At 61.3% G+C, this 22,952-nt stretch carries 22 protein-coding genes; 12 read left to right on the top strand and 10 right to left on the bottom strand.

Going from position 1 to position 22,952, the window contains the following annotated elements; all coding sequences use genetic code 11:
- Window positions 1-101: 101 nt before the first annotated feature.
- Complete coding sequence (locus U1A24_RS15950) at window positions 102-593, bottom strand: SH3 domain-containing protein (protein ID WP_322322968.1); 492 nt, start codon at window positions 591-593, stop codon at window positions 102-104.
- 157 nt (window positions 594-750) lie between these two features.
- Here U1A24_RS15950 and U1A24_RS15945 point away from each other — a divergent pair, with 157 nt between their 5' ends.
- From U1A24_RS15945 to U1A24_RS15920, 6 genes are all read left to right on the top strand, one after another.
- Window positions 751-3,057 (top strand): DNA topoisomerase IV subunit A, encoded by a 2,307-nt coding sequence (locus tag U1A24_RS15945; protein ID WP_322322967.1) that lies wholly within the window; start codon window positions 751-753, stop codon window positions 3,055-3,057.
- A gap of 292 nt (window positions 3,058-3,349) precedes the next feature.
- A complete protein-coding gene (locus U1A24_RS15940) occupies window positions 3,350-3,595 on the top strand; it encodes a DUF4170 domain-containing protein (protein ID WP_322322966.1) in 246 nt (81 codons plus the stop codon).
- A gap of 13 nt (window positions 3,596-3,608) precedes the next feature.
- Complete coding sequence (locus U1A24_RS15935; protein ID WP_322322965.1) at window positions 3,609-4,799, top strand: 3-deoxy-D-manno-octulosonic acid transferase; 1,191 nt, start codon at window positions 3,609-3,611, stop codon at window positions 4,797-4,799.
- Window positions 4,799-5,758, top strand: a complete 960-nt coding sequence (gene lpxK / locus U1A24_RS15930; RefSeq protein WP_322322964.1) for a tetraacyldisaccharide 4'-kinase — start codon at window positions 4,799-4,801, stop codon at window positions 5,756-5,758. Before U1A24_RS15935 ends, lpxK begins: the two co-directional genes overlap by 1 nt.
- Before the next feature lie 112 nt (window positions 5,759-5,870).
- Window positions 5,871-6,491: a TIGR02466 family protein gene (locus tag U1A24_RS15925; RefSeq protein ID WP_322322963.1), complete on the top strand. Its 621-nt coding sequence runs from the start codon at window positions 5,871-5,873 to the stop codon at window positions 6,489-6,491.
- A 51-nt stretch (window positions 6,492-6,542) separates the two neighbouring features.
- Window positions 6,543-7,127, top strand: coding sequence for a hypothetical protein (locus U1A24_RS15920; RefSeq protein WP_322322962.1), 585 nt, complete (start codon window positions 6,543-6,545; stop codon window positions 7,125-7,127).
- A gap of 335 nt (window positions 7,128-7,462) precedes the next feature.
- Here the strand turns inward: U1A24_RS15920 and U1A24_RS15915 are convergent, their stop codons facing one another.
- The 3 genes from U1A24_RS15915 to U1A24_RS15905 are packed head-to-tail and all read right to left on the bottom strand — an operon-like array spanning window position 7,463 to window position 9,778.
- On the bottom strand, window positions 7,463-8,584 hold the full coding sequence (locus U1A24_RS15915) for a CaiB/BaiF CoA-transferase family protein (protein ID WP_322322961.1): 1,122 nt from the start codon (window positions 8,582-8,584) through the stop codon (window positions 7,463-7,465).
- A complete protein-coding gene (locus tag U1A24_RS15910; RefSeq protein WP_322322960.1) occupies window positions 8,585-9,241 on the bottom strand; it encodes a DsbA family protein in 657 nt (218 codons plus the stop codon).
- Between the two features lie 3 nt (window positions 9,242-9,244).
- The gene (locus U1A24_RS15905; RefSeq protein ID WP_322322959.1) at window positions 9,245-9,778 is read right to left on the bottom strand and encodes a DUF721 domain-containing protein; all 534 of its coding nucleotides are present in this window, start codon (window positions 9,776-9,778) and stop codon (window positions 9,245-9,247) included.
- Between the two features lie 80 nt (window positions 9,779-9,858).
- Between U1A24_RS15905 and U1A24_RS15900 the strand changes: the two genes are divergently transcribed.
- Window positions 9,859-10,893, top strand: a complete 1,035-nt coding sequence (locus tag U1A24_RS15900; protein WP_416173499.1) for an A/G-specific adenine glycosylase — start codon at window positions 9,859-9,861, stop codon at window positions 10,891-10,893.
- A gap of 44 nt (window positions 10,894-10,937) precedes the next feature.
- On the top strand, window positions 10,938-12,092 hold the full coding sequence (locus tag U1A24_RS15895) for an alkane 1-monooxygenase (RefSeq protein ID WP_322322958.1): 1,155 nt from the start codon (window positions 10,938-10,940) through the stop codon (window positions 12,090-12,092).
- On the opposite strand, the gene U1A24_RS15890 is transcribed toward U1A24_RS15895, so the two are convergent.
- The 4 genes from U1A24_RS15890 to U1A24_RS15875 all read right to left on the bottom strand — a co-directional run bounded on the left by U1A24_RS15890 (window position 12,089) and on the right by U1A24_RS15875 (window position 15,768).
- On the bottom strand, window positions 12,089-13,147 hold the full coding sequence (locus U1A24_RS15890; protein WP_322322957.1) for a class I SAM-dependent methyltransferase: 1,059 nt from the start codon (window positions 13,145-13,147) through the stop codon (window positions 12,089-12,091). The two genes, U1A24_RS15895 and U1A24_RS15890, sit on opposite strands and share 4 nt — an antisense overlap.
- Window positions 13,148-13,294: 147 nt before the next feature.
- Window positions 13,295-14,419 carry a site-specific DNA-methyltransferase gene (locus U1A24_RS15885; RefSeq protein ID WP_322322956.1) on the bottom strand — a complete coding sequence of 375 codons (1,125 nt, stop codon included), beginning with the start codon at window positions 14,417-14,419 and terminating at the stop codon, window positions 13,295-13,297.
- A gap of 86 nt (window positions 14,420-14,505) precedes the next feature.
- On the bottom strand, window positions 14,506-15,165 hold the full coding sequence (locus U1A24_RS15880; RefSeq protein WP_322322983.1) for a ribonuclease HII: 660 nt from the start codon (window positions 15,163-15,165) through the stop codon (window positions 14,506-14,508).
- Between the two features lie 93 nt (window positions 15,166-15,258).
- Complete coding sequence (locus U1A24_RS15875) at window positions 15,259-15,768, bottom strand: hypothetical protein (RefSeq protein ID WP_322322955.1); 510 nt, start codon at window positions 15,766-15,768, stop codon at window positions 15,259-15,261.
- 192 nt (window positions 15,769-15,960) lie between these two features.
- On the opposite strand from U1A24_RS15875, the gene U1A24_RS15870 reads away from it, so the two are divergent.
- The 3 genes from U1A24_RS15870 to U1A24_RS15860 all read left to right on the top strand — a co-directional run bounded on the left by U1A24_RS15870 (window position 15,961) and on the right by U1A24_RS15860 (window position 19,464).
- On the top strand, window positions 15,961-16,245 hold the full coding sequence (locus U1A24_RS15870) for a hypothetical protein (RefSeq protein ID WP_322322954.1): 285 nt from the start codon (window positions 15,961-15,963) through the stop codon (window positions 16,243-16,245).
- A complete protein-coding gene (locus U1A24_RS15865) occupies window positions 16,217-16,921 on the top strand; it encodes a hypothetical protein (RefSeq protein ID WP_322322953.1) in 705 nt (234 codons plus the stop codon). Before U1A24_RS15870 ends, U1A24_RS15865 begins: the two co-directional genes overlap by 29 nt.
- Before the next feature lie 182 nt (window positions 16,922-17,103).
- Window positions 17,104-19,464, top strand: coding sequence for a DEAD/DEAH box helicase (locus tag U1A24_RS15860; protein WP_322322952.1), 2,361 nt, complete (start codon window positions 17,104-17,106; stop codon window positions 19,462-19,464).
- A gap of 61 nt (window positions 19,465-19,525) precedes the next feature.
- On the opposite strand, the gene U1A24_RS15855 is transcribed toward U1A24_RS15860, so the two are convergent.
- Together U1A24_RS15855 and U1A24_RS15850 are read right to left on the bottom strand one after the other, a co-directional pair.
- On the bottom strand, window positions 19,526-20,299 hold the full coding sequence (locus U1A24_RS15855) for a 3'(2'),5'-bisphosphate nucleotidase CysQ (RefSeq protein ID WP_322322951.1): 774 nt from the start codon (window positions 20,297-20,299) through the stop codon (window positions 19,526-19,528).
- Window positions 20,286-21,626 (bottom strand): TldD/PmbA family protein, encoded by a 1,341-nt coding sequence (locus U1A24_RS15850; RefSeq protein WP_322322950.1) that lies wholly within the window; start codon window positions 21,624-21,626, stop codon window positions 20,286-20,288. The genes U1A24_RS15855 and U1A24_RS15850 overlap by 14 nt, the downstream gene beginning before the upstream one ends.
- A 115-nt stretch (window positions 21,627-21,741) precedes the next feature.
- Here U1A24_RS15850 and U1A24_RS15845 point away from each other — a divergent pair, with 115 nt between their 5' ends.
- Window positions 21,742-22,728 carry a hypothetical protein gene (locus tag U1A24_RS15845; RefSeq protein WP_322322949.1) on the top strand — a complete coding sequence of 329 codons (987 nt, stop codon included), beginning with the start codon at window positions 21,742-21,744 and terminating at the stop codon, window positions 22,726-22,728.
- Window positions 22,729-22,952 lie beyond the last annotated feature (224 nt).

Below are 22,952 nucleotides of genomic sequence, written 5' to 3'. Positions count from 1 at the left end.
GCCTGCTGCCCTTTTTGGGTTTTCCCCTTCCTATGTGCTGCGGCAGCATTCGACAATCATTCTGTTGAAAGGCGGGCTTTGCGTTGAAAACACGCCTGTGATCACTCGATCAGCAAGCGTGTGGCGATATATCCCTCTGCCCCGTCGCCTTCGATTCGGATCAGCGACCAGCCGTCGCGGCCTTCATCTTGAGCGATCACCAGCACAGCCTCACCGCGCGTCAGCCGTCCGACAACAGCATAATCCTTGCCGGGGCCAGAGCGCAGATTGGCGGATTTCGTGTTCACCACCATGATCAAACCCTGCTCGAACGCCGCAGGTTCTGCCACTGCGGGCACTGGCGCGGCTTCCGCCACGGCGGGCGTGATCATCAACGGCGCATCGGGCACAAAAGCAGCCTCGCTGACCGGTATGGCCGCAGGCGCAAAAGTAGCCTCGGGCATATCTGCAACGATCACGGGGGCTTCAACCACAGGCGCTGCGACAACAGGCGACTTTTCGATCAAGCCAAAGCGCTGCTGACCGCGATCAGCGCCGCCAATATACATCGCTGTAAAAAGTCCCGCACAAAGGAAAAAAGTCAGCTTAAACATGGCACAGGCACTCCACCGAATAGCAGCAGCCATAGCATGATCCTACCCGATTTTGGGTGGGAAAAGTAGCGATTCTTCCCCCCAAACCCTGCCGCAGGGCACCAACACTTGCGTTTTCCGGCTGGACCAGACCGAGGCCCCGCACTACACCACATTCATGTCCGATACCGAAGATGACCCCAAGATGGAGCCCGTTACCCTCGCCGAGCCTTTGGCCCGCGCGATTGGCGAGCGCTATCTCACCTATGCTTTGTCGACCATCATGCACCGGGCCTTGCCCGATGCGCGTGATGGCCTGAAACCGGTTCATCGCCGTATCCTCTACGCTATGCGAGAGCTAAAGCTTTCTGCGACCGGCGGGTTCCGTAAGTCTGCAAAAATATCCGGCGATGTGATGGGAAACTATCACCCGCACGGCGATAGCGCGATTTATGACGCGATGGCGCGCTTGGCGCAGGATTTCAACGTGCGCTATCCGCTGGTCGATGGCCAAGGCAACTTCGGCAACATCGACGGCGATAACCCGGCGGCCTCGCGCTATACCGAAGCCCGCCTGACCGCGATTGCCGAGACCCTGATGGAAGGTCTCACTGAAAACGCTGTCGATTTCCGGCCGAACTACGATGGCACGCTGGAAGAGCCGGTGGTGATGCCCGCTGCTTTCCCGAACCTGCTGGCCAACGGCTCGTCGGGTATTGCGGTCGGCATGGCCACTAACATCCCGCCGCACAACCTTGAAGAACTGATCCTTGGCTGTCACGCCATGATGGCTGACCCAGCGATCACCGATGAGGCTTTGGTCGATATCATCCCCGGCCCGGATTTCCCCACCGGCGGCGTGATGATCGAGCCACGCGCAACCATGCTGGAAGCCTATCGCACCGGGCGGGGTTCCTTCCGCACCCGTGCGAAATGGCATGTCGAGGATTTGGGCCGTGGCACTTGGCAGATCATCATCACCGAGATCCCGTATCAGGTGCAGAAATCCAAGCTGATCGAAAAGCTGGCCGAACTGATCCAGACCAAGAAGATCCCCTTGCTGGCTGATGTGCGCGACGAATCCGCCGACGATATCCGCATCGTGCTAGAGCCGCGCTCACGCACGGTTGAGGCCGATATGCTGATGGGCGCGCTGTTCAAATCCTCGGATCTGGAGGCGCGGTTCAGTCTGAACATGAACGTGCTGATTGATGGCCGGGTGCCGAAGGTGTGCAGCCTGAAAGAGGTTTTGCGGGCGTTCCTTGACCACCGCCGCGACGTTCTGAAACGCCGCAGCCAGCACCGGATGGAGAAGATCGACCACCGGCTTGAGGTGCTGGAAGGCTTCATCATCACCTTCCTGAACCTTGATCGCGTGATCGACATCATCCGTTACGATGATGATCCCAAGGCCGCTTTGATGGCCGAACACTGGGGCAAGCCGCACAAGCGTGCGATGTCCGAGAAAGATTATGTTCCTCCCGCCAAGGGTGGCGAAGGTGAGCTGACCGAGGTGCAGACCGAGGCCATTCTGAACATGCGCCTGCGCTCGTTGCGGCGTCTGGAAGAGATGGAACTGCTGGCCGAGCGCGATGCCTTGATGGCTGAACGGGCGGGGCTGGTTGACCTTTTGGAAAGCGATGCGCTGCAATGGAAGCAGATCGGCACCGAACTTGACGATATTCGCCGCAAATTTGGCAAGGATACCGTGCTGGGCCGCCGCCGCACCGCATTTGCCGAGGCGGGCGAGGTCGAGGAAGTCAGCTTTGAAGCGATGATCGAACGCGAGCCGATCACGGTGATTTGCAGCCAGATGGGCTGGATCCGGGCGCTGAAGGGCCACGTCGATCTGGCCGCCGAGCAGAAGTTCAAAGATGGCGACACCGCACGGTTTGCCTTCCATGCCGAGACCACCGATAAAATCCTGCTGGTCGGCGCGAATGGGCGGTTCTACACGTTGGTCGGGGTCAACCTGCCCGGTGGGCGCGGCATGGGCGAGCCTGTGCGGCTGATGGTTGATCTGCCGAATGATTCCGAGATTGTGGACCTGCAAATCTTCCGCCCCGGTGAGAAGTTGCTGGTCGCGTCTTCGGCCGGCGATGGCTTTGTCGTCACCTCGGATGAGGTGCTGGCGCAGACCCGGGCGGGCAAGCAGGTTCTATCCCTTGGCGCGGGCGTGAAGACCGCGATTTGCCGTAAGGTTGTGGGCGATCATGTGGCCGTGGTGGGGGACAACCGCAAGGTTCTGGTGTTCCCGCTGGCGGAACTGCCCGAGATGGCCAAGGGCAAGGGAGTGCGGCTGCAAAAGTATAAGGATGGCGGGCTTTCGGATGCCACCACTTTTGTTTTGGCCGCAGGACTGGCCTGGAAAGATCCGGCGGGGCGGACCCGGACCGAGACCGATCTGGCGGAATGGATCGGCGCGCGGGCCTCGGCGGGGCGGATGGCACCTCGGGGCTTTCCGCGCGACAATCGGTTCAACTGAGACGCGGTCCCCGCGTGGACCGTGTTTCTGGTGACATCATTTCAACGGCTTAGGTTTTTGCATTCAGCTGGTGTTAACCCTTTCTGGGTCACCAGACCGTCCGCTTCTGCCCTCACAATTGCGGTCAAAGCCGCCCTCGCTTAAACGCTTTCGGGCATCACACCGCCTGCCTCAGGGTCAGGATGATCGGTCGGTGAGGCCTTCGCAACGGCCGCACGTCCGTGTGACCGCCCTTGAACCGCGCCCCTGCACCCGTTACCCTGCGCGGCGGTGCAGCAATAGGATTTCCAGCATGGCGCAGCGTCTTCATCTTGTGTTTGGCGGCGAACTCGTCAGCCCGCAAAAGAACATCTTCAAGGATGTCAGCCAGATTCACATCGTTGGTATGTATCCCGACTATGCCACAGCGTTTTCGGCCTGGAAGGCCGAAGCGCAGCGCACGGTGGATAACGCCCATATGCGCTATTACATCGCCAATATTCACCGCTTGCGGGAAGAGGGCAATCCGGCCTCTGCAACCGAGGAGATGGGCGCGTAAGCGACCGTTTTTTATGGCATTATCGCTTGGCCGCACGCTTTACAACTTAACGGGACGGCGGCTGAGCGAGCCTACACCGGCACGGCCCGCCCGACCGCCGGGCGATCTGATCTGGCTGCATGCGGCAGAGGTTGGCTGCTCGCGCGGGTTGCGGCAACTTGCCTTGCGGCTGGTGGTGGAACTGGATGTGACGGTGCTGTTGACCTGCCCTGAGGAGGTGCCGCTGACCTTCGGCATGCTGCATCAGCGCCCGCCCCTTGATACGCCTGCCGAAACCAAGGCGTTTTTGGCGCATTGGGCCCCGGCGCTGGCGGTCATGGCCGAAGGCGAATTGCGCCCGGCTCTGCTGTTTGAGGCGGCCGAGCAGCGTCTTCCGGTGATCATGGTGGACGCGCGCGCGCCCTATATCGTGAAGGGCCGTGAGGGTTGGTATCCGGGGCTGATGCGGGCGGCGCTGCAATCCATCGGTCAGGTGCTGGCGGTGGATGAGGCCGCAGCGCGGGCGTTCCGGCGTGCGGGGGCGGCAGAAGTCGTCGTTTCGGGGCGGATGGAAGAGCCGTCCGCCGCGCTGCCCTATCACGAACCCGAACGCGCGATGCTGGCCGGATTGATGGCGACCCGCCCGGTTTGGCTGGCTGCGGACGTGCCTGCGGCGGAAGAAGCGGCGGTAATTGCGGCGCATCGCTCGGCCCTGCGGCTGGCGCATCGGTTGTTGCTTATTCTGGTGCCGCAGGATCCGGCACGGGCAGCGGAGTTGGCGGCTTTCATGGAGGCATCTGAGGGCTGGACGGTGGCGCAGCGCAGTCTGGAGCAGGAACCGGATGCCGAAACCGAGGTCTATATCCCTGATAGCGCTGTAGAATATGGACTGTGGTATCGGTTGGCCCCGGTCAGCTATATGGGCGGATCGCTTTTGGGCGAGGGCTGCGCGCGCAACCCGATGGAGCCTGCGGCCCTAGGGTCCGCGATTGTTTATGGGCCAAGGCCGGGGGGCTATGGCTCGGTTTTTGGTCGTTTGGGAGCGGCGCAGGCGGCGCGGGCGGTGGGCTCTGCGGGCGATCTTGGCGATGCGCTGAGCGATCTTCTGGCCCCGGACCGGGCGGCACGGCTGGCGCAGTCGGCCTGGGCCTTGGCCTCGGATGGGGTTGAGGTGACGGATCGCGTGGTCGATTTTGCGCGCGGTGTGCTGGATGGGGGAAGCTGATGCGCGCGCCGGGGTTTTGGTCTTATCCGCCCGAGCGGCCGGGGATTTGGGCGCGGGTTTTGGCTCCGCTCGGCTGGATTTACGCGGCTGCCACGGCGCGGCGGTTGCGGCAGGCGGGCTATAAGGCGCGCGTGCCAGTGATCTGCATCGGCAATATCAACGCTGGTGGGACAGGGAAGACGCCGGCGGCGATTGCTTTGGTTGAAAGACTGGTCGCGCGGGGCCGCCGCGTGGCGGTGGTCAGCCGGGGGCATGGCGGGAGTTTGAGCGGGCCGGTGCGGGTGGATGCCGTGCGGCATCGGGCTGATCAGGTCGGGGACGAGCCGCTGTTGTTGGCGGCGTTTTGTGAGGTCTGGGTCGCGAAAGATCGCGCCGCAGGGGTGAAGGCGGCGGAGGCTGCGGGGGTTGATGTGATTCTGCTAGACGATGGGTTTCAGAACCCATCGGTGGCGAAGGATCTGTCGCTTGTGGTGGTCGATGCGGCGGTGGGGTTTGGTAATGGGCGCTGTATTCCGGCGGGGCCGCTGCGTGAGCCTGCTGATGTGGGGCTGAAGCGGGCGGATTTTGTGCTGGCGATTGGTGGCGCCTTCGAGGTCTCGGGCGTGGCTTTGCTGCGCGGGCGGCTGGAGGTGCTGGCGATGGGGATGGGCTGGGCGGGCGAGCGGGTGCTGGCTTTTGCGGGCATCGGGCGGCCGGAGAAGTTCTTTGCGACCCTGCGGGGAGAGGGCGCGGTGGTGGTGCGGGGCGAGGCTTTGGACGATCATCAGCCGCTGTCAGAGGCGTTGCTGACCCGGTTGGAGATCGAGGCCTTCGCCAAAGGGGCGCAGTTGGTGACGACGGAGAAGGATGCGGTGCGGCTGCCCGAGGCGTTCCGGTCGCGGGTTTTGACCTTGCCGGTGCGGCTGCGGATTGAGGATTGGGGGCTGCTCGATGCGGCGTTTGATCGGTTGGGGATTTGATCTGTCCACGCGTGGCAGGTTTTCGGTTTATGTGAAATCAAGGGGTTAGCTGGGGGTCGTTCAGGGTTTGTTAACCTTTGACCTCGCGAAGCCCGCAATGGAGTATCAGGCCATGTCGACTATTGAATCGCTGTTTGTCACCCGCCTCTATCGCGCCGCTTTGGCCGAACAGGGCAAGCCGATTGATCTGGAGGAGTTGGAAAATTCTTGCCTCGCCATCGCCGAGGATGATGAGGCCGGGCAGAACTGGTGCGAAAAGCACGGCTATCCGGGCTACACCAGCTATGCCTCACTCGACGATCTGCCGTGGCGGTTTCCGATTTTTAAAGCCTTGGTCAAGGTGTTGGACAAGCATGTTGAGGGCTTTGTGAAGGATGTGCAGTTTGATCTCGGCAACAAGAAGATCAAGCTGGATAGCTTGTGGATCAATATCTTGCCGCAGGGCGGGGTGCACAGCTCGCATATCCATCCGCATAGCGTGATCTCGGGGACGTGCTATGTGACGATGCCGAAGGGGACGTCGGCGATCAAGTTTGAAGACCCGCGGCTGCCGATGATGATGGCCGCCCCGCCGCGCAAAGCCAAGGTGCGGGATGAACTGCGGACCTTCGTGTATCGGGAACCGGACGCGGGCGAAGTGCTGCTGTGGGAAAGCTGGCTGCGCCATGAAGTGCCGATGAATATGGCGGATGAGGATCGGATCAGCGTGAGCTTTAATTACGGGTGGGGGTGAGGGGTTAGTCTCGCTTTACACTTTTTATGTGCCAAAAGGATTGCAGTAACGATGCGTGTATTTTTTCTCTGCATTTTCATTTTGTTCAGCATGGTGCCGCGAGCCCAAGCCGACACCGCAATAGAAGTATTCAAGCGCGAGTTCGTCGAGCGCTATCTTGAGACGTTTTACAAGGGCGAACCGTTTGATTTCGCGGGGCTTAATTGTAAGTCCACTCCCACGGTTGCAGAAAAAACGGCCTGCGTGAACAGTGATGGAGACGCAATGATTCAGGTCAGAAATATAGATCGAGACAGCAACGGCCGCGTAGAGCTATGGAAGGGCGTCGGTCTGGTGCTTTCTAATCCGCCCAATCCGCCAGAGGCAGACTGGTCGATCCGAAGCAAAACTGACATGGATCAGATTGTAGACATTATGGCCGAATGGGCCAAATCGAAACCAGGTACAACAATAGGTGATTTCTGCATCAAACCAACAGGCGACGATGATCCGGCGCTAACGGATGTTCGAAGATACATGTTCAATGTTGTTTCTTCGACTGGGGAGCGTGGCTATCTGATTGGTGTTATTTTTTCGACCGAGTTTGGCAACATGGTACTCTTTAGTTTCATGCGGGGGGAGGGCTTCTGCGGGTGAGGTGGTGCTATGGTAGCGACAGCAACTATGCGGCTTTGGTGCAGGAAGTCGGCGGCGGGGCTAGTCTTTGCGTTGTCTCACAAAGCTTCAGCTACAAGAAGTTGCCTTTCCAACCTTTCAAGTAAACACTCCAGCCCGGAATCAAGGCGCTTTAGCGCCGCCGGGCAGCGCCTGACCGCCCCCTCGGGCGGGCGCTTTTGGGCTGTCTTGAGCAGAACTTCTGGGGAGTTTGTTGAGGCATAAAGCGCCTAGAAACTCTGTGGCTCGCCCACCCGGCGGTCAGGCGTTGCCCTGTGGGGGGCTTGTGGAAGGCGTGGTGCGTGAAATCATGCACCCTACAGGTCGTTTTGATGTTCGCCGAGTTTGGGGGCGGGGCGGTCTAGCGACAGCTCTGCGCCGGAGAAGGTCATCGGGGAGCGGACTCCGGGTAGGCCATCGGGGGCGATTTGCATCTGGCGGGCGATGACTTGCGGGTCGGCGAAGACTTCGTCGAGGGAGTTGATCGGGCCTGCGGGGACGCCTTCGGTTTCGCAGGCGGCCAAAAGCGCGGCTTTGGTCCAGGTTTTTGTGGCTGCGGTGATGCGGGCGGTCATCTCGACGCGGTTGGCGATGCGGTCGGCGTTGGTGGCGAAATTCGGCGCGGTTGCCATGTCATCCAGCCCCAGGATCGCGCAGAGGCGGCGGTATTGGGCGTCGTTTCCGGTGGCGAGGATGATCCAGCCGTCGGCGCAATCGAACACGGCGTAGGGGGCGAGGTTGGGGTGGGCGTTGCCCATCATGCCGGGGGGGGTGCCGGAGACGAGGTAGTTCATCGACTGGTTGGCCATGATCGAGGTGGCGACATCCAGCAGTGACATGTCGATGTGCTGACCTTGTCCGGTGCGGCCGCGCTGCAAGAGGGCGGCGAGGATGGCGGTGGCGGAGTAGACTCCGGTGAATATGTCTGTGACTGCGACGCCGACTTTTTGCGGCTGACCGCCGGGCTCGCCTGTGACCGACATCAGGCCGGCCATGCCTTGGATGATGAAATCGTAGCCAGCGCGGTGGGCGTAGGGGCCGGTTTGGCCAAAGCCTGTGACTGAGCAATAGACCAGTTTTGGGTTGATTTTGCTCAGGGAGGCATAGTCGAGGCCATATTTGGCAAGGCCGCCGACTTTGAAATTCTCAATCAGCACATCGGCGTCGGCGATCAGACGGCGGACGGTGTCTTGACCTTCGGCGGTGCGGAAATCGCAGGTGATCGAGCGTTTGCCGCGGTTGGTGGCGTAGAAATAGGCGGCAGATTTGTCGCCATCGCGTTCAATGAACGGAGGGCCCCAGCGGCGGGTATCATCGCCCTCGGGGGCTTCGACCTTGATCACGTCGGCCCCGAGATCGGCCAAGGTCTGACCGGCCCAAGGGCCAGCCAGAATCCGAGCCAGTTCAATGACTTTGACGCCCGCCAGTGGAGTGTTCATTTACTTCGCCAGCTCTGCGTCGAGCACGGCTTTCAGATCGGCATAGGCCATGTTGGAGTGCTTGGTGCCGTTGATGATGAAGGTCGGGGTGCCTTCGATCTGGTCGGCAGCCATGTTGGTTTCAAAATGCTTGACCAAAGCCTCGGCCATCGGCGCGTCTTTCATGCAGGCGTCGAGGGTTTTGTCATCCATCCCGGCGGTGCGGCCGATTTTCTTCAGGTTTTCAACGACTGCGTTCGGATCATCGGAATTGGTCCAGTCTTTCTGGGTGTCGAGGATGATGTCGGTGATGCCCATATAGCGCATCTCACCGCCGCAACGGGCCACCATCGCAGCCCAGAGGCCGTAGCGGTCGAAATAGACCTCGTGATATTCCAGCCGGACCTTGCCGGTGTCGATGTAATCGGCCTTCAGCTGCGGATAGACATCGGCATGGAAGGCGGCGCAATGCGAGCAGGTGAAGGATAGATATTCGACCATCTTCACCTTGGCGTCGATCTGGCCAATGCCGTAATCGGGAATGGTGGCGGGGTCGATCACAACCGGCGTGGCCGGGGTGGCAGGCACCTCTGTGGTGGTGGTTTGTGCGTAAGCCTGCGACAGGCCGAGGCCCGCGATCAGAGCCAGAGCGGCGGCGGTTGCGAGGGGTCTAGCCATGAGTCAGCCTTCCTTGGATTTTCGGCGATTAAAGATGTTTTGCGCCAAGGTTTCAAGCGCTTGGCGCAGGTCGTCGTTCTGGATCGGGGCGGCGGTACGGGCAGCCTCGGCCAGGATGGCGGGGTCGGGCGCGGTGGGCGCTTTCGGTTTGGTGGTGAATTCGGCCTGACCTTCGGCAAAGCCTACGGCGGCGGTCTGGGTGATCAGGATGCGCGAGATCGCGGCATAGCCATAGACGGCGTTGACGCGTTCGCGCAGCTTTTCCTTCTGCATCTCGATGATCGGCGCGTTGGGTCCGGTGGTGAGCAAGGTCAGGCTTGCACCCATGCCTTCGCGGCCATAGCCCACCTTCACCGGCCGTGTGATCCGCGCCATATCCTCGCCCGCGATTTCGGGCCAATGCGTCAGCAGGCGGGCGATGGCAAAGCCGCGGGATTCGCCAACTTTGCGGATTTGATCCTTCAGCAGCCCCGATGTGGCTTCAAAACCGCGAATGCGGCGATGGGCAGCGGGAAGTGGCGAAGGGGTGCGGGCCATCTGGTCCTATCCGTGGTTCAAGCTATTGTATCGGGCAAGCAGAGGGCCGCCAAGGGTCAGCGGCGGTGAGGGGATAAAGATTGCGTGACGCGGAAGTAAGCCAGCGCTTGCTGGCATGGTATGACCAATCAGCGCGGGTGATGCCGTGGCGGGTTGCCCCTGCCGCGCGCGCGGCTGGCCTGCGCGCCGATCCCTACCGGGTCTGGATGTCGGAAGTGATGTTGCAGCAGACCACGGTGGCGGCGGTTACCGCGTATTTTCAAAGCTTTATCGCGCGCTGGCCGACGGTTCAGGCTTTGGCTGCGGCGCAGGATGCTGAGGTGATGGCGGAATGGGCGGGGCTCGGCTATTACGCCCGCGCCCGCAACCTTTTGGCCTGCGCGCGGGCGGTGGTGCGGGATCATGGCGGGGTGTTTCCGGCCTCGGCTGCCGGAATGCGCGCCTTGCCGGGGGTGGGGCCTTATACGGCGGCGGCGGTGGCGGCGATTTGCCATGACGAGCCAGCGGTGGTGGTCGATGGCAATGTCGAGCGGGTGATGGCGCGGCTGTTTGCCGTTCAGGTGCCGCTGCCGGGGGCAAAGCCGGAACTGGTGCGGCTGGCAGGGCTGGTGACGCCCGATCAGCGCCCCGGAGATTACGCGCAAGCGGTGATGGATCTGGGGGCGACGATCTGCACGCCGCGCAATCCGGCTTGCGGGATTTGCCCGTTGTTGGGGATATGCGAGGCGCAACGCCTTGGCATTGCTGTGGAATTGCCGCGCAAGTTGGCCAAGGCGGAAAAGCCGGTGCGGCAGGGCGTGGCTTGGGTGGCTGCACGCGGCGGGCTGGTTCTGGTTGAACGCCGGGCCGAGCGCGGGCTGTTGGGCGGGATGCTGGGATTTCCGTCGGATGGCTGGGATGGCTCGGTGCAGGGCGCGCCGTTTGCGGCGGATTGGCAAAACCTGGGGGCAGTTAAGCATACGTTCACACATTTCCACCTAATCTTGCAGGTGCTGGCCAGCGATTCTGATGCCAATCCGCAGAGAGGTGAATTTATGCAGCTAAACCCTGACGATCTGCCAACGCTGATGCGCAAGGCCTATGACCTTGCGTTTCCAGACAAAACGCCGCGTTGAGTAGTGCGGCCTTTGCGCTAGACTGGCCCAAAAAGAGGGCCATGATGACGACAATTCCAAGCGCCGAAGTGCAACGCCTGCAAAACGCTCTACCGTTCTGGCTGTCCTTGGGGCTGATCCCGGTGGCGGTGCTGGCAACGCTTATGGGTGGTTGGTTTGTGCTGGCCTTGCCGCTGTATGCTTGGGGGATGTTCTCGCTGCTGGATGCGGTGACCGGGCAGAATGAGGATAACGCCGATCTTTCGACGCCCGAAGCTGGGCTGAAGTACTACCGCCTAGTCACGCTGATGTGGTTTCCGGCGCAGTTTACCTTGCTGTGCTGGATGCTGTGGTATGTGCCGCAGTCCGAGCATTTGACGACAGCCGCGAAGATCGGGCTGTTTTTCGGCATGGGCGTGGTGTCAGGTACCATCGGCATCAATTACGCACATGAGCTGATGCATCAAAAGCCCAGCTGGGAGCGGTTTTTGGGTGATCTGCTGTTGGCGACCGTGCTGTATAGCCATTTCCGATCTGAACATCTGCGGGTGCATCATTTATATGTTGGAACGCCGCGCGATCCGGTGACGGCGCGCTATAACGAAGGCTTCCATCGCTTTCTGCCACGGGTTCTGGTGGAGTGTCACAGATCAGCCTGGAAAGCCGAAGCCGCGATGCTGGCGCGCAAGGGGCTGAAACCTTTGGATAAATCCAGCCCGTATTGGCGCTATTGGGGCTTGCAGGGGGCTATGCTGCTGCTGGCTTTGGCCTTGGGCGGCTGGATCGGGTTGGCGCTGTTTCTCTGGCAGGCCTGGGTCGCGGTCTGGCAGTTGGAGCTGGTGAACTACATCGAACATTACGGGCTGACCCGGCGCTATCTGGGCGAGGGGCGCTATGAACATGTGCTGCCGCGCCACAGCTGGAACGCCTCGCATCGGGCGTCAAACTGGCTGTTGATCAATTTGCAGCGGCATTCCGATCATCATTACAAGCCGGATCGCCGCTTTCCCCTGCTGCAAACCTATTCGGAAGATGAAGCGCCGCAGCTGCCCTATGGCTATCCGGTGATGACGATGGCGGCGATGGTGCCACCATTGTGGAAACGGATGATGAACCGTCGGGTCAAGGCATGGCGGGCCCAGTATTACCCCGATATTGCCGACTGGCACACCTATAATAAGGCGCTGAACCCTGATCCGAAGGGCGCGCCGGCACATTAATCGCCATGTCCCCAACGCCGCAACGCGAGGTGCAGCGGGCTTAGAAACCCGTCTTCGACATAGCCGTTTTTCGGACGGGCGGGCAGGGCGCAGCCGACTTTCGTCGCGCGCTTTAGGATGGCAGGCAGGGATCTTGGTGGGCGGATGATGTAGAGAAAGCCCTCGATCCGGGTGCAACCCATGGTTTCAAACCGGGTGGTGAAATCGGTATATGGCGCGATCAGCAGGGTGCCGGGCTGGGCTTGCCCGATCAGACGCGCCTCCATCTGTTCCAGCGCGTCACCATACATCGGTTTGTAGACATAGAGCACGTCGTAGTCGCCGTAACGGTCGAACGTGAGCGCGTCGGCGTGGAAGATGCGGGCGTCGGGCCAGCCGCCGCGCTGCATCATCGCCTGACCCGTGGCGGCATGGACGGGCTCGTACTCCAGACCGTCGGATTGGGCGAACACCTCCGCCGCCTGGAAAACCTTCAAGCCGATGCCGCAACCTACATCCAGAAAAGCCGGGGCATGTTTGTCCATCGCAAGGCAAATCCGCCTCGCGGCCATGGCGTAGCGCAAAAAATCTGTGCTGGGGTATGGCAGATCGCCGTGGTGGCCGGGGGTGTCGTGGTAAAGATTGGGGGTGTGCGGGCTGAGATGGGCGTGCATCCGATCCCAGGTGCGGGAATGCAGCGCAAGGGTTTGTGCGGCGGGGCCATAGGGCGGCGGTGCTGGGGGAAACAGCGGCACGGGGCGTTGGGTCAGCGCGGTGGTCAGGCGGGTGATGGCCGCGGGATACAGCCGCAAATGCCGCAAAACCGCGTGGAAATACTGCCGCTGGGGCGCGTGCATCGGCAGGGCGTGCAGGTCTGGCGCGTGGAGGTGAAAGCTGTGGGCGCGTTGCAGGGCGTAGCGGCGCGGTTCGGCCAAGGTAAGCAGGCTGGCAATGCGGGCGCGGATTTTCGTATCGTAGGGCGGGGCAAAAGCCGCCGCGATATCCTCGAAAATCGCCCTAAGGGCCGTTTCCTCGGTTTGGCAAATGCGCGTCAGGCTGAGCAGATCGGGCGGCATGGCGGACCAATGGCGGGGGCAATCCAGCGATGCTAGCGCAGCTTGGGCGGGCGGCCTAACGGAAAAAACCTCAGCATGACAGGCATGCTGAGGCAGTGGTGTCATGGGCGGAACCGTGACACAGGCGTTCGGATTCTGTGGTTTGGCTTAGTGCGGGCGGCCTAGATCGGCCTCCATCTCGGCGCGGATTTGTTGGCGCAGGATGTCGATCGGGATCATCTTGCCATCGCGCTTGAAGTGCCAGTAGGTCCAGCCGTTGCACGAGGGCGCGCCCTCATAGGCCGCACCAACCTGATGGATCGAGCCTTTGACTTCGTGGCCCACAAGCGTGCCATCTGCGCGGACCTTTGCGCTGAAACGCGAGCCCACGGAATACAGCTCTTCGCCGGGGCGCAGCATACCGCGTTCGACAACTTGTCCAAACGGTACGCGGGGTTCGGCGCGTTTGCTGCCTGTGATTTCCAAAGCCGAAGCGTCAAAGCGGCGCACACGGCTGATACGTTCAGCGGCGACTTTGCGGTAGGCTTCTTCACGCTCGATGCCGATGAAATCGCGGCCGAGCATCTTGGCGACAGCGCCGGTGGTGCCGGTGCCGAAGAACGGGTCGAGCACTACATCGCCGGGGTTGGTGGTGGCGATCAGCACGCGGTGCAGCAGGCTTTCCGGCTTTTGCGTCGGGTGGGCCTTGTCGCCGTTTTCGTCCTTCAGCCGCTCATGCCCGGTGCAGATCGGCAGCACCCAGTCGGAGCGCATCTGCACGCCGTCATTGAGTTCCTTCAGCGCTTCGTAGTTGAAGGTGTATTTGCTGTCTTCATCGCGGCTGGCCCAGATCAGGGTTTCATGCGCGTTGGTCAGGCGTTTGCCGCGGAAGTTCGGCATCGGGTTCGACTTGCGCCAGACCACATCGTTCAGCATCCAATAACCCTGGTCTTGCAGGGCCGATCCGACGCGGAAGATATTGTGATAGGAACCGATCACCCAGATCGCGCCATTCGGCTTCAGCAGGCGTTTCGCCGCCGCCAACCACTCGCGGGTGAATTTGTCATAGGCGGCGAAGCTGGAGAACTGATCCCAGTGATCATCCACTGCATCGACCTTGCTGTTATCGGGGCGATGCAGATCACCCTTCAACTGCAAGTTGTATGGAGGATCAGCAAAGATCAGGTCTATCGAGCCTGCCGGAAGCGCGTTCATACGCTCGATGCAGTCGCCATCAAGGATTTGGTTCAGCGGAAGGATATGATCCACCGCCGGTTTGCTTTTCGTCGCCATGTTCTGCCTCTGCCCTCGGTGTTATTCACCGTTTGTTGATGCAGAGAATGAGTCATTGTGGATAACTCGTCAAATTCTTTATTGAATCAAGGGGTTACAGATTTGTCTTGATACAACATATTGTGGATAGGTTTGAACGAACGTCTATGCGCAGGAGTGACCCCAAGATTTAGCAGTGCCAACTGATGCAACTTTGTCGGGTATCCGGCGTTCGCCTCCCAGCCATAACCGGGATATTGTTGCGCCAAATCCACCATGATGCGATCGCGCACCACTTTGGCGATGATCGAGGCCGCAGCGATCGACAATGATTTGGCATCGCCTTTGACGATAGCGCTGGCGCGACCCTTCAGGTTGCTGGGAATCAGGTTGCCGTCGATCAGAATGTGGTCGGGCAGTGTGGCAAGACCCGCGACGGCGCGCTCCATCGCAAGATGGCTGGCGCGCAGGATGTTCAGCTGGTCGATTTCCTCGACGCTTGCATGGGCGACGCAGCACTGCGCCGAGGCGAGGATGGCGGTGTACAGCGCGTCACGTCGGGCGGCAGTCAGGGCTTTGGAATCTGCCAGACCGGGGGGGATATTCGCCGGGTCCAGGATAACGGCGGCGGCGGTGACGGGGCCAGCCAGCGGGCCACGGCCCACCTCATCGACGCCCGCAATATGGCGATGGCCGAGGGCATGGGCGGCGAGTTCAAATTCGAAACTGGCAGAGAATTTTTGCATCTGTTTCGCGTAGCGCGAAATGACGGGTAAAAAAAGGGGGGCGAAGCTGCTCAAACCTTCGCCCCCAAGGGTCGGACCGCTAAAGGGATCGGGATGCGGCCCGGATGGGAAGGATCAGCGACCCAGACGGAAGCCCGCGTCGCGCAGGCATTGTGCCGAATAGACCCGGTCGGGTTGGCCATAGATCCGAATGTCACGGGCGCAACGCGGCAGGCGATAGTCAAAGCCTTCGCGGCGCATGCATTTCTCGGAATACATCGTCACCGCGTCACCGGAATTGCTGTCGATGCTGATGGCGCAGACCGAGGGCACGCGCGGCTGACGGATGGGTTCTGGGTAGGGCTGCGGCTTGTGCGGTTTCGGTTTGTTGCGGTCTTTGTTGTCATCAATGGTTTTGGCGATAAGGCCGATCACCAAAGCGCCTGCGATGATCTTGGCAAGATCATCGCCGCGCTTGTCGGCATGCGAAGGCATCGCGGTGGCCGCCAGCAGAGAGATCGCGATCAACAGAACAACAAAGATATTCGCCTGGCGTTTCAGGGCGAACATCGGCGTCTGGCGGGTTTCGCGCAGGGCGTGGATGGTTTCGGCAAGAGTCTCGGATGCATAAGCGGTGTCGGACATTGTGACCTCCTTCTTGTGGGATGTGTTGGGTGGGCCTCTGGATGAAGCCGATACCTGAGCTTGGCCGTTCAACGTCTGGCCAAGCAATATCCGTCGGTTGATATGCGATAGCAGCGCCGTAAACCGGGTTGGATATTGAATAGCTGCGCGGTTATGCCCAAGGTGCTGGTAACGATTGAGGGAGTGCAGAAGATGCGCCTGTTACTTGCGGCAATTTTGGCTTTTGGCGTGGCGCTGCCTGCGAGTGCAGAGTGCTATGCCGACTACAAGGCCAAGCAGGACAGCCCGCTGCGACTACATTATGGCGTGGCGCAGGTCTCGGATGGGGCTTGCGGCAGCAAGGGGGCGGCGAAAAGCGAACTTGCGCCAAGGCTGGCGGCGGATGGCTGGACTTTGCTGAACGTATTGTCCACGTTCGGCCCCGAAGGTTTGGGTGAAAGGAAAGCCAGTGCAGGAGCCTACTTCCTCCGCTACTGATGTGCTGAAGGCGGGCAACCGGGTGGTTGCAGGTGGGATTGCGGCGATTGTGCTGATCTTGCTGGGCGCTGCGGTGTTTCTGTTTCTGAACCTGCCGGATGCCAATGCGTTCAATGCACGGGTGGAGCGGTTGTTTGTCGAGAACAACAACCTGACCACCGGGGGCGAGATCAAACTGCTGGAGATTTTGGCGCAGTCGGGGACGTCGTTTTCCGAAGTGTTGATCAGCTATCGTTCGGTGATCTTCGTGCTTCTGGTGTTTGCCACCGCGTTGATGGTGGCGGCCTTGGTGTTTCTGGTGACGATCATCGCGTTGAACCGACGGATTTCGGCGATTCAGCGGTCGGGGATTCAGGTCAGCACTTTGGTGATCAGCCGCGAAGCGCGGGCGGTTTATATCAACGATATGGAATTTGCGCTGACTGAGGCCGCGATTGAAACGCTGTCGGTGCTGGCCGAGGCGCGGATGGATGATGACGTGCTGACCGGCGCGCAGATTGAAGGCGTGATCTCGGGGCGCAACGCTGCTGATTGTGACGAAGCGGCGGGGGCAACGCGGGTGAAGCGGCTGCGCGATGCTTTGGGCAATCAGATGGTCAGCGAGTTGCTGGTCAAGACCATTGCGCGGCGCGGCTATATGCTGGCGGTCGGCAAGGACACCATCAAGATGATCTGAACGGGCGGTGGGGTGGTTCCCCCTACACCCTATACAAGCCGCGCGATTCGCTGTATGCGACGCGCTTCGGCCCGAGGATTCCGGGGCAAGTGGCAGGGAGGCCGGCTTGCGATGGGGAATGAGGTGCCGTTTTTATGGGACTTCACGGGCATGGCCAAGGCCATCCCCCATCAGGAAAAGACATGATTGATCAAATGATTGCCGCGCCTTTGGCTGCGGCTTTGACGGCTAAGGGCTATGAAAACCTGACCGCCGTGCAGACGGCGATGTTGCAGGAAGATGCGCAGGGCCGCGATGTGTTGGTGTCGGCACAGACCGGATCGGGCAAGACCGTCGCCTTCGGCATCGCGATTGCCGATCAGATTTTGGGCGGCATGGACAAGCTTTTGTATGCCGATAATCCGCTGGCCTTGGTGATCGCACCGACCCGCGAATTGGCGCTGCAAGTGGCGCGCGAATTGGAATGGCTTTACGCAAGCGCGGGCGCTGTGATTGCGACTTGTGTTGGCGGCATGGATTACCGCAGCGAAAAGCGGGTGCTGGATCGTGGCGCGCATATCGTTGTTGGCACGCCGGGTCGTTTGCGCGACCATATCGACCGCAAATCGCTGAACCTGTCGGGCCTGCGCGCCGCCGTTCTGGACGAAGCCGATGAGATGCTCGATTTGGGCTTCCGCGAAGATCTGGAGTATATCCTCGCCGCTTCGCCGGAAGATCGCCGCACGTTGATGTTCTCGGCCACCGTGCCGAAAGAGATCGCCAAGCTGGCGGAAGATTTCCAGAATAATGCGCTGCGGATTGCCGCGCAGGGCGAGGCCAAGCAGCACGTCGACATCGAATACCGCGCCTTGTCGGTGGCGGTGCGCGACCGCGAACATGCGATTTTCAACGCGTTGCGGTTTTATGAGGCGAAGACCGCGATCGTGATCTGCAAGACCCGCGTGAACGTCAATCATCTGATGGCGCGGATGGGCAATCGTGGCTTCAAGGTCGTGGCTTTGTCGGGCGAGTTGAGCCAGCAAGAGCGCACCAACGCGCTGACTGCGTTGCGCAATGGCCGTGCGAACGTCTGTATTGCGACCGACGTGGCGGCGCGTGGCATCGACTTGCCGGGGTTGGAATTGGTGATCCATGCCGATCTGCCGTCGAACTCGGAAACCCTGCTGCACCGTTCGGGTCGGACTGGACGCGCAGGGTCGAAGGGTGTGTCTGCACTGATCGTGGCACCTTCGGAATTCAAGAAAGCCCAGCGGTTGTTGCAGGGTGCCAAGGTTGTGGCGGAATGGGGCACAGCGCCTTCTGCCGAAGAAATTCAGGCGAAAGACGATCTGCGGCTGTTCGAAAACCCGATCCTGGCAGAAAATCTGAGCGACGAGATGGACACCGCTTTGGCGCTGATCCAGCGCTTTGGGCCAGAGCAGATTGCAGCGGCCTTTGTGCGCGGCTGGCGGTCCAGCCGGTCCGCGCCGGAAGTTCTGTCGGATCAGTCAGGCCCGGTGCGGGAAGCCCGCGACGCAGCACCGCCGCGTGAACGCAGCGAATTTGGCGCCTCGGTTTGGTATACTCTGTCGGTTGGCCGCGCTGGCCGTGCCGAAGCGCGTTGGCTGCTGCCGAAAATCTGTGACGCAGGCTCGATCACCAAAGACGGTATCGGTGCGATCCGCGTGCAGGAAGACATTACCTATGTGCAAATCGCCGAAGCCTTGGCCAGCCGGTTTGGTCTGTCGCTGGAACTGGAAAACGGCGTTGTGATGGAGCGGATGGAAGGCGAGCCTTCGATGGATCGCCCGGAACGTGCTGCGCGTGCGCCTGCGCGGGATCGGGCAGAGCGCCCGGCGCGTGCTGAACGTTCGGAAAAACCGGCCTATGAGAAGCGCGAGAAAGCCCCCTATGTGCCGAAGCCCTCGCGTCTGGTCGAGGAAGCTGCGGCGGATGGCTATGATCCGATCAAGGGGTCTGAGGCTGCTCCGGCAGAAGCGCCGCGTCCGCGCGCGCCGAAGCCCTATGCCAAGCGTGAAGATGATGGTGCGAAGCCTTACGCGGCGAAACCCTATGCGCCGCGTGGTGACAAGCCCGCTTATGCCCCGCGCGCCGATGGTGAGCGCAAGCCCTATGCGCCGCGTGCTGAGGGTGCCAAGCCTTACGCCAAGCGTGAAGACGGTGACCGCAAGCCCTACGCGCCGCGCGCGGAAGGCGCAAAACCTTATGCACCGCGTGGCGACAAGCCCGCTTATGCCCCGCGCGCCGATGGTGAGCGTAAGCCTTACGCGCCGCGTGCCGAGGGTGCGAAACCCTACGCCAAGCGCGAAGATGGCGACCGCAAGCCCTATGCGCCGCGTGGCGACAAGCCCGCTTACGCGCCGAAATCGGCTGGGTTCAAGTCGCATGGTGGTGCGGATGGTAAGCCGGGCAAAGCCTTTGGGTCCAAATCGCATGGCTCGGAAGGCAAATCGTTCGGCAAGCCCGCTTTCGCCAAGCCTGCGGGCCCAAAGCTGGATGCCAAGGACACCTCGAAGCGGTTCGTGCCGCCGAAAAAGAAGTAATCTGAACTTCGGTTCATATTATTACGAATAAACATTCATATAAGGCCGCCTTCGGGCGGCCTTATGCGTTTACAAGCATCATCAGATCATTATGCAGCAGCGGGGCGCAGGCGAAAGCACCTGCGGATTGCGCACCAGCAGCGTTGAAATCCAATGCCAAGCCAAATTTATCGCTGACTTTGGCACCCGCGCGCGCTGCAATCAGGCTGCCTGCTGCGGTGTCCCATTCCCAGGCATCCATAAACGTGATCATGCCGTCAAAACTGCCATCGGCCACAAGGCAAAGCCGATAGGCCAGCGAGGCACGGAAGCTGCGCTGGAAATACGGCAGGCCGTTGCGCCAGTTCTGCGGATCAAGAGAATTCTTTGATGTCAGAATGTTAGGGTCATCCGCCAAGGATTTCTGGCTACATGTAATCAGCTGACCGTCGCGCAGCGCAGGGCCGTATTCGGTGGCCGTGTACAGTTTGTCGAGCGCAGGCAGATAAACCACGGCAGCGGTGATCTTGCCGTTATGGGCAACGGCGAGCGAGTGGGAAAAGTGCTTCTCGCCCGCGATAAAGGCGCGGGTGCCGTCGATGGGGTCGATTATGAACTGATATTCGGTATCAAGTCGGGCGGTATCGTCGGGGGTTTCCTCGGACAGCCAGCCATAGCTGGGCCGCGCGCGGCGCAGGATGCCTTGGATCAGATCGTTGCAGGCCAGATCCGCCTCGGTCACTGGGCTGGCGTCGGCCTTATCCCAAGCTTTTGGCGCGTTCTTCCAGTAGCGCAGGGCGACTTCGCCTGCGGCGCGGGCGGCTTCGGTCAGCAGGGCAAGATCACGCTCCGGCAAGGATCATCCCTTCGACAAGCAGGCTGGGGACGCGGGTGGACAGATGCGCGCGGGCGTCGTTGGCGGGGATGATGCGTTTGAGCATATCGCGCAGATTGCCCGCGATGGTGCATTCGTTGACCGGATACAGGATTTCGCCGTTCTCGACCCAAAAGCCCGAGGCCCCGCGTGAATAATCGCCGGTGGTGGGGTTGATGGTGGAGCCGATCATCGAGGTGATCAACAGGCCGGTGCCCATGTCGCGGATCAGATCGGCGCGGGTGGCGGTGCCGGGGGTGAGATCGAGGTTGGAACTCGACGGTGTCGGTGGGGCAGAGGTGCCGCGCGCGGCGTTGCCGGTGCTCTGCATGCCCAGTTGGCGCGCGGTGGCGAGGTCCAATGTCCAGCCCAGCAGCACGCCGTTTTCGATCACCATGCGGCGGGCAGAGGGCAGGCCCTCGCCGTCAAACGGGCGGGATCCGCCGATGCGCGGGCGCAAGGGATCTTCGATCAGCGACAGGTGGGCGGGCAGCACTTGCGTGCCCAAGCCACCCAGCAGCCAAGATGATCCGCGCGCGATGGCGGCGCCGTTGATCGCCCCGGTCAGGTGGCCGATCAGCGAGGAGGCGACGCGTTCGTCAAAGATCACCGGATAGGTGCCGGTCTTCGGCTTTGTCGCCCCGGCGCGGGCAAGGGCGCGTTCGGAGGCCAGCTGGCCGATGCTGGTCGCGCTGGGCATGTCGGCGGCGAAGATGCGGCCTTCGCCTGCGTAATCGCGTTCCATCGCGGTGCCCGATCCGGTGAAGGCAACGGCAGAGACAGAGTGCGACGAGCGTTCATAGCCGCCCGCGAAGCCGTTCGAGGCCGCCAGATGCACCTGACGGCGACCGTATCCGGCAGAGGCTTCGACTTGTGTGATGCCGGGGGCGGCCATGCTGGCTGCTTCGGCTTCGCGGGCGAGGGATTCTAGGTGGGCGGCGGAAGGTTCCTCTGCGTCTTCAACCAGTTGCAGCGCGGCCAGATCCCAGTGTTTGGCGATCTGATCCGGCGCGGCCAAACCTGCATAGGGGTCATTCGGGGCCTCGCGGGCCATCGCAACGGCGCGTTCCGCCAGCCGCGCCAAAGTGGCAGGCGAGGTGTCGGACGCCGACACGCAGGCCTGACGCCCGCCGATCAGCACGCGCAACCCGATCTCAGTGGCCTCAGACCGTTCGGCTTGCTCTAACGCGCCTGCGCGGATGTCGATGGATTGCGAGCTGCCGGACAGGGCCATCGCGTCGGCGGCTTCGGCTCCTGCTGCTTTGGCGGCTTGGAGCAGGGCTTCGGTCAGCGAGGAAAGGCGGGACATGCGGCATCCTTAAGGGATTTGACTTCGTTGCGGCTCAAAGTCATGCTTTCCGGGCGGAGTTCAAGACGTAAGGGCAAATTTAGCCCATCAAGTTTTTTTCAAGAAGGAATTTGCCATGCCGTGGACGGTGGTGGTGGACGCGCAAGGCCAGCGCTGGGGCATCAATAAAGAGGGCGTTTATCTGATGTTGCGCGCGGCGCTGCGGGCCGAAAAGATCAAGGCACGTTCAAAGATCACCTCGGTGGACAACGGCTTTCTGATGCCCACGACATTTCTGTTCGAGACCGATTGGAGCGGGTTGCGGGCGGATGTCGATGAGGAAACCAACACGTTTTATCTGGATGCAGCGGGGCGGCTGGCGCGGGACCCGGCGTCGATGCGGGCCAATCTGCTGGGGATGATCGGGCGCGGTCGGAGCGATTTCAATGCGGTAGAGGGAATGCGCCGGCGGGCGACCCGGCAATCTTCGGAAAGCATTTCCAACAATGTCTCGGGGTGGGAGACCGCGCTCGCGGTGGCGCAATTCACCCGCGACACCTCGGCGACCATTCTGGTGGTGGGGGCAGGGCTGCTGTCTGGTGGCGCGGCTTTTGGTGTGCTCGGGGCCGGGTCGGTGCTGCGCGGCACGGCGACCTATCAGGATACCGGCAATGTCGGGGCGGCGGTGATCAACGGTTCGGGCACGTTTATCGTTGGTATGGTGGGGATCGCTGGGGCCAATCCGGCGTTGATGCGGTCCGAGCAGTTGCAACTGATGTTTGTCGGGTCAGGGCTGCAAGGCGGGGTGCAGGGCGCGCAGTCGCTGGTTGAGGGCAAGACGCCGAAGCAGGCGTTGCAGCAAGCGGCGGTATCGGCAGGTTTCAATCTGTTGGGTAGCGCGGTGGGCGGCAAGATTGAAAATATGAGCTTCAGCACGCGGCTGGTGGTGGGCGGGGTGATTGACACCACGGGCAATGCGCTGACGGCCGCGACGGTGCCGACACCCGCGCCGCAAGCGATTGCGCGACCAACGGTGACGGGCAATCTGGATTACGCCGGGATTCCGTTCGATCCAGCGGCGGACGAAGTGTATCTGGCTCAGAACTGTTTGCGGCGGTTGTAGGGGCGCTGTGGTTGGGTTCTTGCCCGATTTGACAGGTGTCAAATCGGGCCGCGCCTGCCTGCCCCCGACAGGCGCGTTACCGCGCCCGCCCAGTCAGACGCGCCCCGATTTCCCTATCGACAGTTTGCTGCATCACACCCCTTGCTCAACGGCCCTTGGCCTTATGAGCAATGAACCGGAAAACTCTGCCCCGCAGAGTTTTCTTTCGGTTCGGGTTTAACAGA

The organism is Cypionkella sp. (assembly GCF_034376685.1).
In the GTDB taxonomy this organism is placed as follows: Bacteria; Pseudomonadota; Alphaproteobacteria; order Rhodobacterales; family Rhodobacteraceae; genus Cypionkella.
The sequence above is the reverse complement of the archived record's forward strand: the minus strand, read 5'-3'. Positions and strand labels throughout refer to the sequence as shown.

Coding starts and splice junctions, on each gene's coding strand:
- U1A24_RS15950 (WP_322322968.1), bottom strand. CDS start 593: ATGTTTAAGCTGACTTTTTTCCTTTGTGCGGGACTTTTTACAGCGATG.
- U1A24_RS15945 (WP_322322967.1), top strand. CDS start 751: ATGTCCGATACCGAAGATGACCCCAAGATGGAGCCCGTTACCCTCGCC.
- U1A24_RS15940 (WP_322322966.1), top strand. CDS start 3,350: ATGGCGCAGCGTCTTCATCTTGTGTTTGGCGGCGAACTCGTCAGCCCG.
- U1A24_RS15935 (WP_322322965.1), top strand. CDS start 3,609: ATGGCATTATCGCTTGGCCGCACGCTTTACAACTTAACGGGACGGCGG.
- lpxK (WP_322322964.1), top strand. CDS start 4,799: ATGCGCGCGCCGGGGTTTTGGTCTTATCCGCCCGAGCGGCCGGGGATT.
- U1A24_RS15925 (WP_322322963.1), top strand. CDS start 5,871: ATGTCGACTATTGAATCGCTGTTTGTCACCCGCCTCTATCGCGCCGCT.
- U1A24_RS15920 (WP_322322962.1), top strand. CDS start 6,543: ATGCGTGTATTTTTTCTCTGCATTTTCATTTTGTTCAGCATGGTGCCG.
- U1A24_RS15915 (WP_322322961.1), bottom strand. CDS start 8,584: ATGAACACTCCACTGGCGGGCGTCAAAGTCATTGAACTGGCTCGGATT.
- U1A24_RS15910 (WP_322322960.1), bottom strand. CDS start 9,241: ATGGCTAGACCCCTCGCAACCGCCGCCGCTCTGGCTCTGATCGCGGGC.
- U1A24_RS15905 (WP_322322959.1), bottom strand. CDS start 9,778: ATGGCCCGCACCCCTTCGCCACTTCCCGCTGCCCATCGCCGCATTCGC.
- U1A24_RS15895 (WP_322322958.1), top strand. CDS start 10,938: ATGACGACAATTCCAAGCGCCGAAGTGCAACGCCTGCAAAACGCTCTA.
- U1A24_RS15890 (WP_322322957.1), bottom strand. CDS start 13,147: ATGCCGCCCGATCTGCTCAGCCTGACGCGCATTTGCCAAACCGAGGAA.
- U1A24_RS15885 (WP_322322956.1), bottom strand. CDS start 14,419: ATGGCGACGAAAAGCAAACCGGCGGTGGATCATATCCTTCCGCTGAAC.
- U1A24_RS15875 (WP_322322955.1), bottom strand. CDS start 15,768: ATGTCCGACACCGCTTATGCATCCGAGACTCTTGCCGAAACCATCCAC.
- U1A24_RS15870 (WP_322322954.1), top strand. CDS start 15,961: ATGCGCCTGTTACTTGCGGCAATTTTGGCTTTTGGCGTGGCGCTGCCT.
- U1A24_RS15860 (WP_322322952.1), top strand. CDS start 17,104: ATGATTGATCAAATGATTGCCGCGCCTTTGGCTGCGGCTTTGACGGCT.
- U1A24_RS15850 (WP_322322950.1), bottom strand. CDS start 21,626: ATGTCCCGCCTTTCCTCGCTGACCGAAGCCCTGCTCCAAGCCGCCAAA.
- U1A24_RS15845 (WP_322322949.1), top strand. CDS start 21,742: ATGCCGTGGACGGTGGTGGTGGACGCGCAAGGCCAGCGCTGGGGCATC.